Genomic DNA, 2,854 nt, shown 5'->3' on the forward strand with positions numbered 1-2,854 from the left:
GGCAACCAGAACGATAGTGTTTGACTTGATCTTGACTCGTTACTATAAGACCAAGTCTCCCACCACCAACCCCAGACTTGCATCCCCACAGGACTCGTAGCCATGTGCCTCGCCATCCCCGCCCGCATCACCGCCATCGACCCCACCGGGCAGTCGGCCACGGTCGCCTTGGGCGCCGTGACCAGGGACTGCTCGCTCGCCCTGATCGAGGACGCCGCCGTCGGCGACTATGTCCTGATGCATGTGGGCTATGCCTTGAATCGCATCAGCCCAGAGGAGGCGCAGCAGACCCTGGCCTTGATGCGGGAGGCCGGGGTCCTGGTCGATCAGGACGGGCTGGCCCCGGCGCTCGCCGACACCGCGGGGCCGGCATGAAATATATCGACGAGTTCCGCGACCGGGACCTGGCCCGGGGCCTGGCCGCGGCCATCGCCGCCGCGGCCGACCCGACCCGACAGTACCGGCTGATGGAGTTCTGCGGCGGCCACACCCACGCCATCTTCCGCTATGGCCTCGCGGACCTGATGCCGGCCAATGTGCGCTTCATCCACGGCCCGGGCTGCCCGGTCTGCGTCCTGCCCATGGCGCGCATCGACCACGCCATCACGCTCGCCACCCAGCACGGGGTGACCCTGTGCACCTATGCCGACCTGATGCGGGTGCCCGCCGGCGAGCGCCGGAGCCTGCTCAAGGCCAAGGCGGCGGGGGCCGACATCCGCATGATCTACTCAACGAGCGACGCCCTGCGCATCGCCCGCGAGGACCCGGGGCGGCAGGTGGTCTTCTTCGCGATCGGCTTCGAGACCACCACCCCGCCCACGGCGGTGGCGGCCAAGGTCGCCCGGGCGGAAGGGCTCAAGAATTTCTCGATCTTCTGCAACCATGTCCTGACACCGCCGGCCCTGCGCACCATCCTCGCGACGGCCGGTCCGGATGGGGTCCGACTCGACGGCATCCTGGGTCCCTCCCATGTCAGCACCGTCATCGGCAGCCAGCCCTACGGCTTCGTGCCGGAGCGCTTCGGCAAGCCCGTCGTCATCGCTGGCTTCGAGCCCCTGGACGTGATGCAGTCCACCCTGATGCTGATCCGCCAGCTCAACGAGGGACGCTGTGAGGTCGAGAACCAGTACACCAGGGCCGTGACCGCGCAGGGAAATCGCAAGGCCCAGGCCCTGATGGCGGAGGTCTTCAGGCCGCGTGAGACCTTCGAGTGGCGGGGGCTCGGCTTCCTGCCGGACAGCGCGTTGCGGCTCGCCGACGACTACGCGGACCTGGACGCGGAGCGGCGCTTTGCCGTCACGATCGGTGAGGTGCGGGAGGTCAAGGGGTGCGAGTGCCCGGCCATCCTGCGCGGGGTCAAAGAGCCGACGGACTGCAAGCTCTTCGGCACCGTCTGCACCCCGGACAACCCCATGGGCTCCTGTATGGTCTCCTCGGAGGGCGCCTGCGCCGCCTATTGGGGCTATGGGCGCTTTCGTAAGGTTGAAGGATGAGGGATGAGGGATGAGGGATGAAGGACGATAGCTGAGACGGCACGTCCTGCGCCCACCGTTCATCCTTTAACGCTTCACCCTTCACCCTTCACCCTTCACCCTTCACCCTTCACCCTTCACCCTTCATCCTTCATCCTTCATCCTTATATGACCACTGACCGCCGCTTTCCCGTTCGGCTGGACCTCCGGCACGGCACCGTCGACATGAGCCACGGCGCCGGGGGGCGGGCCATGGCGCAGCTCATCGCCGAGGTCTTCCAGGCCCACCTGGACAATGAACTGCTGCGCCAGGGCAACGACCAGGCCCTGTTCACCCCGCCCCCGGGGCGGCTGGTGATGAGCACCGACGGGCATGTGGTCTCACCGCTCTTCTTCCCCGGCGGGGACATCGGCTGCCTGTCGGTCCACGGCACCATCAACGATGTGGCCATGGCCGGCGCCCGGCCCCTCTATCTGGCCGCTGGGTTCATCCTGGAAGAGGGCTTTGCGCTCCAGGACCTGGTGCGCATCGTCGCCAGCATGGCCGCCGCCGCCAACGCGGCCGGCGTACCGGTCGTCACCGGGGACACCAAGGTCGTGGAGCGCGGCAAGGGGGACGGCGTCTTCATCACCACCACCGGGGTCGGCGTGGTCCCGGCAGGTGTCACCATCTCCGGCGACCTGGCCCGCCCCGGTGACGCCATCCTGGTCAGCGGCAGCCTGGGGGACCACGGGGTCGCCGTCCTGTCGCGGCGCGAGAACCTGGGATTCGAGGTGGAGATCGCGTCGGACACCGCCGCCCTGCACGGTCTGGTCGCTGCCATGGTGGCCGCGGTGCCGGATCTGCACTGCCTGCGCGACCCCACCCGCGGCGGACTGGCCACCACGCTCAATGAGCTGGCCCACCAGTCCGGGGTGGGGATGCGCATCCGCGAGTCCGCCATCCCGGTCCACCCGGCCGTGGCCGCCGCCTGCGAACTCTTGGGACTCGACCCGCTGTATGTCGCCAACGAGGGCAAGCTGATCGCCATCTGCCCGGCGGCACGGGCGGCCGAACTGCTGGCCGTCATGCGCGCGCATCCCCTGGGTGCGGCGGCCAGCCTGATCGGCGAGGTGGTGGCCGACCCCCACCGCTTCGTGCAGATGGAAACCACCTTCGGCGGCAGCCGCATCGTCGATTGGCTGGCGGGGGAGCAGTTGCCGCGGATTTGCTGAACCGCTTTGGTAAGGAACGGTTCACTAATAAGTTAAACAAGTCCATTAGGGACTGCTTGTCGCGTCGTTGTCGTTGTCGTTGTCGTTGTCGAGATTATCGTAGCGCCCCGGATTCTCTCGCACGCCGAATTGCACCGCTTCTCCGATTACGACAACGACTACGACAA

The 2,854-nt window shown here is 67.4% G+C and carries 3 protein-coding genes; all 3 read left to right on the forward strand.

Features of this window, described 5'->3' with window-relative positions:
• The first annotated feature begins 102 nt into the window (after positions 1-102).
• The 3 genes from QZY48_RS07650 (at position 103) to hypE (ending at position 2,687) form a co-directional block, all read left to right on the forward strand.
• On the forward strand, positions 103-375 hold the full coding sequence (locus tag QZY48_RS07650) for a HypC/HybG/HupF family hydrogenase formation chaperone (RefSeq protein ID WP_295429768.1): 273 nt from the start codon (positions 103-105) through the stop codon (positions 373-375).
• Positions 372-1,493 carry a hydrogenase formation protein HypD gene (hypD, locus tag QZY48_RS07655; protein ID WP_295429770.1) on the forward strand — a complete coding sequence of 374 codons (1,122 nt, stop codon included), beginning with the start codon at positions 372-374 and terminating at the stop codon, positions 1,491-1,493. The genes QZY48_RS07650 and hypD overlap by 4 nt, the downstream gene beginning before the upstream one ends.
• Before the next feature lie 147 nt (positions 1,494-1,640).
• Positions 1,641-2,687 carry a hydrogenase expression/formation protein HypE gene (gene hypE / locus QZY48_RS07660; protein ID WP_295429772.1) on the forward strand — a complete coding sequence of 349 codons (1,047 nt, stop codon included), beginning with the start codon at positions 1,641-1,643 and terminating at the stop codon, positions 2,685-2,687.
• The last annotated feature ends 167 nt before the right edge of the window (positions 2,688-2,854 follow it).

This window comes from uncultured Thiodictyon sp. (assembly GCF_903828115.1).
Lineage (GTDB): Bacteria > Pseudomonadota > Gammaproteobacteria > Chromatiales > Chromatiaceae > Thiodictyon.